The sequence below is a fragment of the Rhizobium sp. L43 genome (assembly GCF_002531725.1).
Lineage (GTDB): Bacteria > Pseudomonadota > Alphaproteobacteria > Rhizobiales > Rhizobiaceae > Rhizobium.
This window is the reverse complement of sequence record NZ_NWSQ01000063.1, coordinates 1-6,748: the sequence shown is the minus strand read 5'-3', so window position 1 is coordinate 6,748 and position 6,748 is coordinate 1. Positions and strand designations below refer to the sequence as shown.

Genomic DNA, 6,748 nt, shown 5'->3' with positions numbered 1-6,748 from the left:
GCACGAGAACGTCCAGAACGAAGCCGTCTTGGTCAACGGCACGCCAGAGCCAGTACCTTCTGCCGCGAATGGTGACGACCACCTCGTCCAGGTGCTATTTGTCACCAAGCGCTCCGACCGAACGACGGCGTATGTCGTTGGCGAAGGCTCGGCCGAACTTCTCCGCCCACGGTCGGATCGTTTGATGCGAGACAATGATCCCGCGGGCTGCCAGCATGTCCTCGACCATCCGTAGGCTGAGAGGAAAGCGGAAATACAGCCAAACGGCATGAGCGATCACCTCGGCGGGAAAGCGATGCGACGGTAAAGCGGATCACGGTGTGTGTCATAGCCCGTGATCGGACATCGAAATCCAATTTCCGTTAGTTTACGATGCCATCTCCTCACCTGACGGTTGGGTGTTGCCGCCCTCGAGTGGCGAAATCGCATTGCTTGACATTCCTATCAGGGCGTCTGACGTTCGCGTTGGCATGATGGGCGTTGGTGAAACCCCGCTGCGGCTCGAAGAGATCGAGGACATCATCGAGGGGACGGATGTGTCCGAGCCGGTTCTCGATATGGTGGCGGTTCGCCTAGCGCGAATTCTCACCCCCAACACCGATATCCATGCCTCTGCAGATTATCGTAGACATCTCTCCGGCGTCCTCGCCAAACGAGCCCTTCGCGCCGCCTGGAGCCGTGCGAACCACGAAAGGCTTCAAGCAAGATGAGTGATAAGACGATCACCGTCAGCGTCAACGGAGTGTGTACGACGCGCACGATTGAAGCACGAATGCTGCTGAGCGACTTCCTGCGCCAGGACCTTTGCCTGACCGGAACCCACGTCGGGTGCGAACATGGCGTTTGTGGTGCCTGCACGGTCATTCTCGATGGAAGGAGCGCACGCTCCTGTCTGACGCTTGCAGTGCAGGCGGACGGGAGCGAAATCGAAACCATCGAGGGCCAGGGAAGCGTCGATAAACTCGGGCGAATCCAAGAAGCGTTCCGCCAGCATCATGGCCTGCAATGCGGATTCTGTACGCCCGGTTTCATCATGGCGATCACCGACCTTCTTCGCCACCACCCGCTGGAAACCGATGAGGAGATCAGGGAAGCGCTGTCGGGGAACATCTGTCGCTGTACGGGATATGAAAACATCGTCAATGCCGTCCGCGAACTGGCTAGGGAGAGAGGACCTCTGAGATGAAGATGCATTTTCTTGAAGGCGGCCGGCTCCGTATGCGCCGGTCCATCTACGTCCCCGGGGCACCGAAGGAAGAAGCGATCGAGTTGCCGGTTCACGCCACCCTGGTGCGCCATCCCCAAGGCAACGCGCTGTTCGACAGCGGATGCAGTCCGGAGGCCGCCATCGATCCAGGCGCGCGATGGGGCGGGTTAAGCAAGGTTATGACCCCGATCTTTTCACCTGAGCAGACGGTCGTTCATCAGTTGAAGACTCTTGCTCTCGATCCGGAGGACATAGATGTGGTGATCTGTTCACATCTGCATCCCGATCATTGCGGCTGCAACTCGTACTTTCGGCGCGCGACGATCTTCTGCCACGAAGCGGAGGCGAAGGCAGCAACGGCAAACGGTGCAGAAAATCTAGGCTATCTTCGAGGAGAATGGGACCAGCCCCAGGGTTTCCAGACCTTCAACGCGGAGCATGACGTCTTTGGCGACGGGCGCATCGTCTTACTGCCCATGCCGGGTCATACCCCCGGGATGACCGTCGCCCGTGTCGAGCTGGAAAAGGATGGTTCTTTCATCCTCGCTTCAGATGCTGCGCCGCTCCAGGCGAACGTCGACACCGGTATCGCTCCAAGAAATACTTGGAACATCGAGCTGGCCGCAGAGGCACTCGCTCGCCTGAAAGCTCTTCGGGAGCGGGGAGCTACCATCATTTCCGGCCACGACGACGCGCAGTGGCAAGGGTTGCGAAAGGGTACGGAGTTCTACGAATGAGCCATCAGGACCACTCCGTCGAGCTGCGGCCCAAACTTGTCGGCAAGCGGGTCAAGCGCACCGAAGATCCACGTCTGCTGACGGGTGTTGGTCAGTATGTCGATGACATGGCGCCGGCCGGTATGTTGCATATCGCATTGCGGCGCTCCGACCAGCCACATGCCCGAATCCTGAACATCGATGTCGGCGATGCGTTCTCGATGCCCGGCGTCGTCGCGATCTATGACGCGAGCGACCTGGAAGGAGAGATCAAACCTGCCATACCGACCTCGCGTATGCCTGGTTATTACGCCACCCCCATATGGCCACTTGCACGCGGGAAGGTTCGATATGTAGGCGAGCCGGTCGTCGCCATTGTGGCGGAAAGCCGGTACGCGGCGGAAGGCGCGCTTGAACATATCAGTATCAAGTACGAGCCACTGCCCTTCGCTATCAATGCGGTCAAGGACGATGCACCCCTCCTGCATGAGGAGGCAGGCACCAACACGATCATCCGCCGCGAGTTCAAGCGTGGCGACGTCGACGCGGCGTTCCAAGGATGCAGCGGTCACCGTGAAAGGCAAGTTCCGGATGACGCGGAAGACCGCGGCTGCCATGGAGAACCGGTCCTATCTCGCCGAATGGGAGAGCCGGAAACAATCGCTCACGCTACACGTCCTCCAATATTCCGGGCGTGATCCGCGATGTGCTTTCGGCCTGCCTCGACCTCCCAGGAACACGCATGCGCGTCGTGGCCCCCGATGTGGGAGGCAGCTTCGGCGGCAAGGGGTCGCTCTACGGCGAAGAAATTCTTGTCTGCGCGCTGGCTCGAAAGCTGAAGCGGCCAATCAAGTACATCAGCGATCGGCTGGAAGATCTTTCCGCGACCAGTCAGGCCTTCGACGAACTGATCGAGGCTGAGCTGGCGGTATCGTCCATACCGAAGCAAATCTGCCGAATAATATCGGCGGCTTTCGCGGCATGGGCGAAGGCGGCACGATCGGCGCGCCGGCGGCGATCGCAAACGCCGTCTCGGACGCGCTTTCTCACCTCGGCGTGTCGGTAGAACGCTGCCAGTTACTCCAGAGCGCATTTTCCAGATGCTTCGCCATAAGAGACTGTTCCCCGATGCGCCGGATTGACCCCGAACATCGCGTTTTTGGAAATCCCTATGGGACAAGAGACCCTTCAAAGGTCAAATGGGTACCTCAGGATATAGTCGGTGTCCTTGGAGGAGATGGGCTTCTTGCACTCGGAGCAGACCAAAATGGCGGAAAAATCCTGCCCGCAGCCCTTATGCCGAAGCCGCATCGGTGGCTTGCCATCTGAGAGCCACCTGTCTCCCCAAGCCATCATGACGAGCATGGGCTTGTACAGATCGAGGCCGATTTCCGTAAAGCGATACTCGAAGCGTACGCCCGCATTATAGGGAACTTTGCGCAATACCCTGCCTGTACGAGCCGGGAGAGACGGTCCGCGAGAATGTTGGTCGCAATGCCGAGATTCTCCCGCATTTCCTCGAAGCGGCGAACACCGAACCAGCCTTCTCTCAGAATGAGGAAGCTCCAACGATCGCCAATGATCGCGAGCGTCCGCGCGACGGAGCACGGCCGCACTCTTTCCAAAAGTGTCGAATCTGAGCTTCTGCGAGATGTCGGGCGCGTCTCGACCGGAGCATACCCCGCGCCCGGTCCGTCGCGAGGCGCAACTTCTTTAGCCGTGAAAGGTTCGAGACACTCGCAGCAGACAGTGATGGGATGGCATTCACACCCACAACTTTTATGAATCAACTGTAGCGGGGCTTCGTTGCCCCCTGTCAACCACTTGTCGCCGAACTCCATGAGCGAAAGCATCGTCGGAAAAAGATCTTTACCTCGGAGGGTTAGAAAATACTGTTGCCCCGGCTCGTTGGGCCGCTTGCCGGTGCTGAGGATCTCATTTGCCACAGAGTCGGGACGAAAGCGTTTGCCGTGGAAATCCCAAACGCTCTTGAAATTTGTCGAACCGACGCACACCGAAATAGGCTTCTCGAAGAATCAAGAAGTTCCAGGTCTCGAAAACAATTTCCATGGTTCGACGAACCGATGATTGCCGCTGCATTAACAAGGGTTTTTCAACATCGGGTGAGGACGCAATGTTCATGGGCAGCTTTATAAAATTGTTCATCGGACGAGGCCGAATTGATGATGGTTCACACTATAGATAAGGCATCAGGTCTAATATTGAAAGCTTCGGACCCATAAGAAACGGCGATCCGATCGCAGGCGATAAGCCAGAAAGAAGGTCTGCAGGTACTCACACAATAATCTTGTCATCAGGTGCGGCGTGACCGCATAAACACCCCACGGCAACTGGCACTGACGCTCACGCCTTAGCCTCAAGGCGCCGGTGGGGCTCCGTCTGGGAAGACCTGCAGCACCGCTGGCGCTCGCGCTCTTGGGGAGGAAGGTCAACCAACCTAGACGTTGCATTAATCAGAGCGACGAACTCGCCGGTGACACCAAGTCCGTAGGTGGCGACATACGTGCGATCGGCGCAAGGAACGCTGGTCATGCTGGCCGACATGCCGTGGGTTTCAACAGCTGACATAAACTCGCTTATTGAGGCTTTCTTTGCTCATCGTTGTCGACCGATTATTGTCGCGACCTGCGGGAGCGTTCGCGGGAATCCAGTGATCCTTCCCAGGTCTCTCCTGGGCGAGGTCGCCAATCTTAAGGGCGACCTTGGAGCACGAAATATTATCCGAGGCTCCAATCTGCCGGTCGTAGAAGTCGATATCGGTCCCTCAGCATTGCACGATGTCGACACAATGGAAGCATTGGTCGCAGCTGGCGGTATCGTATCCTGATCCTCAGCAACAGCGAAAGTTGTTTGTCGCCACCCCTTCAGTTGCTTGTGCCGGAACTCACGTATTGAGAACGAGGAGCCGAGGGACATCACAATAGCGGCGACGGCCAGATCTACGGCGCTTTGTCTATGTCAGATCCACGGACAATTGCACATCATAACCGACTTCGGGGGTTGAACATATGGCTCGCCAGCGGACAGTTCCGCATTGCCCAAAGATCTACATCATTTGCTAGAGCATGTCCTGCGATTGATGAATCGATTGTGAGGTGACGGGGCCGGTCGAAGCTGATTCAACATCCACAGCGGAGAGGTGGATGATGGGACAGGCCCTGAGCGATGATCTCCGAATACGGGTTTTTTAGATGAGGCCACAAAAGCTCACAGACAGGGCAACAGGATTCAGTCACATTGTCGGTATATTAATGATTCAAAATCGAGAGCAATCCAATGTCCCGACCTCTTTCGCTTCCGCGCGACCGGATTTCCGTACTTCTGCTTGAAGGCATCAGTCAGAGCGCGGTGGACTATTTTTCGTCATCCGGCTACGTCAATCTCACGCATCTGCCGAAGGCTCTGGATGACAAGGATCTCAAAAGTCATATAGCCGAAGCACATTGTGGGAATTCGCTCACGCACACATCTGACAGAGGAAGTTTTCAGATCGGCTAAGAAGCTCATGGCCGTCGGCTGTTTTTCTGTGGGGACAAATCAGGTCGATCTGGATGCGGCCCGCCGACGTGGGATACCCGTGTTCAACGCACCCTATTCAAATACGCGCTCGGTGGCCGAGCTTGTGATCGGTGAGATCATCATGCTGACCAGGCGGATCTTCCCGCGTTCGGCCTCGGCTCATGAACGCGGATGGGAAAAATCTGCCGTCGGCAGTCGTGAGGTGCGCGGTAAAACGCTGGGAATCGTTGGCTATGGCAATATCGGCTCGCAGCTTGGCGTTCTTGCGGAAAGTATGGGCATGAACGTGCGCTATTTCGATCCCTCGGACAAGCTTCGGCACGGCAATACAGAATCGATGGAAACGCTCGGGGCACTGCTCGAAATCTCAGATTATGTGACGATGCACGTTCCAGAGACCGGTTCAACGCGAAACATGATCACTGAAGCGGAACTGCGCCGAATGAAGAAGGGAGCCGTTTTTATCAACAATTCCCGCGGGACCGTGGTCGATCTTGAGGCGCTTGCGACGGTTTTGAAAGAAGGGCATCTCGCAGGCGCCGCTGTGGACGTGTTCCCGAAAGAGCCGGCATCCAATGAAGAACTTTTCGAGACGCCGCTACAGGGTTTGGACAATGTAATTCTGACGCCACTTATTGGCGGCTCAACCGAAGAAGCCCAGGAGCGCATCGGAGGGGAAGTCTCAAGGAAGCTCGTCGAATATTCGGACGTCGGTTCGACGCTGGGCGCGGTCAATTTTCCCCAGGTTCAACTGCCTCCGCGACCGAACGGCACACGTTTCATCCATGTTCATGAAAATCGCCCTGGGATCTTGAACAGTTTGAATATGATTTTTTCGTCCCGCGGACTGAATATCGTCGGCGAATTCCTGCAGACCTTCGGCGAGATGGGTTATGTGGTGATTGAGGCCGAGAGCATTGGCCAGAGAGCGGATGACATCCTTGATGAAGTTCGCCAGATTCCGGGAACGATACGCGCTCGATTGCTTTACTGACCCGATGCATTGTGCGTCATTTCACTTTGGCCTGAACGTTTGTGAATTCACGCCTTAGAGCCCGATTTAAAAGAAGTTGAGCGAAACAGGCAGTTGTGATTCCCTATTGGTGCTAAATCAAATGGGGTTTCGATGAGCTGGACTGCTATCGCTCGCCGTGGGCATAACCGAGACGTGCTTCGTTTTCCAAGTGATTTGGAGGACCGGGGATGGGCGTTGATCAAACCGCTGATCCCGCCAGCGCGTCGTGGCGGGCGGCGTCGGACGACGAATATGCGCCCGGTCGTGGAG

General features: G+C 56.7%; 4 protein-coding genes and 5 pseudogenes. 7 read left to right on the top strand and 2 right to left on the bottom strand.

All coding sequences use genetic code 11. The features are described from left to right. A pseudogene (locus CO667_RS34040) lies at nucleotides 1–339 on the bottom strand (DDE-type integrase/transposase/recombinase); the annotation flags it as partial. A gap of 89 nt (nucleotides 340–428) precedes the next feature. On the opposite strand from CO667_RS34040, the gene CO667_RS34035 reads away from it, so the two are divergent. The 4 genes and pseudogenes from CO667_RS34035 to CO667_RS34020 all read left to right on the top strand — a co-directional run. Continuing rightward, the gene (locus tag CO667_RS34035) at nucleotides 429–710 is read left to right on the top strand and encodes a hypothetical protein (RefSeq protein WP_239621115.1); all 282 of its coding nucleotides are present in this window, start codon (nucleotides 429–431) and stop codon (nucleotides 708–710) included. Next, nucleotides 707–1,186 carry a (2Fe-2S)-binding protein gene (locus CO667_RS34030; RefSeq protein ID WP_096771481.1) on the top strand — a complete coding sequence of 160 codons (480 nt, stop codon included), beginning with the start codon at nucleotides 707–709 and terminating at the stop codon, nucleotides 1,184–1,186. Before CO667_RS34035 ends, CO667_RS34030 begins: the two co-directional genes overlap by 4 nt. Next, nucleotides 1,183–1,944, top strand: coding sequence for an N-acyl homoserine lactonase family protein (locus CO667_RS34025; RefSeq protein ID WP_096771482.1), 762 nt, complete (start codon nucleotides 1,183–1,185; stop codon nucleotides 1,942–1,944). Before CO667_RS34030 ends, CO667_RS34025 begins: the two co-directional genes overlap by 4 nt. Next, nucleotides 1,941–2,857, top strand: a pseudogene (locus tag CO667_RS34020) (molybdopterin cofactor-binding domain-containing protein); the annotation flags it as partial. The gene CO667_RS34025 and the pseudogene CO667_RS34020, both read left to right, overlap by 4 nt. A gap of 254 nt (nucleotides 2,858–3,111) precedes the next feature. Here the strand turns inward: CO667_RS34020 and CO667_RS34015 are convergent. Next, a pseudogene (locus CO667_RS34015) lies at nucleotides 3,112–3,764 on the bottom strand (helix-turn-helix domain-containing protein). A gap of 671 nt (nucleotides 3,765–4,435) precedes the next feature. Here CO667_RS34015 and CO667_RS34010 point away from each other — a divergent pair. From CO667_RS34010 to CO667_RS34000, 3 genes and pseudogenes are all read left to right on the top strand, one after another. Continuing rightward, nucleotides 4,436–4,771: an NTP transferase domain-containing protein gene (locus CO667_RS34010; RefSeq protein ID WP_345774744.1), complete on the top strand. Its 336-nt coding sequence runs from the start codon at nucleotides 4,436–4,438 to the stop codon at nucleotides 4,769–4,771. A gap of 449 nt (nucleotides 4,772–5,220) precedes the next feature. Then, nucleotides 5,221–6,457, top strand: a pseudogene (gene serA, locus CO667_RS34005) (phosphoglycerate dehydrogenase). Between the two features lie 132 nt (nucleotides 6,458–6,589). Next, nucleotides 6,590–6,748, top strand: a pseudogene (locus CO667_RS34000) (IS5/IS1182 family transposase); the annotation flags it as partial.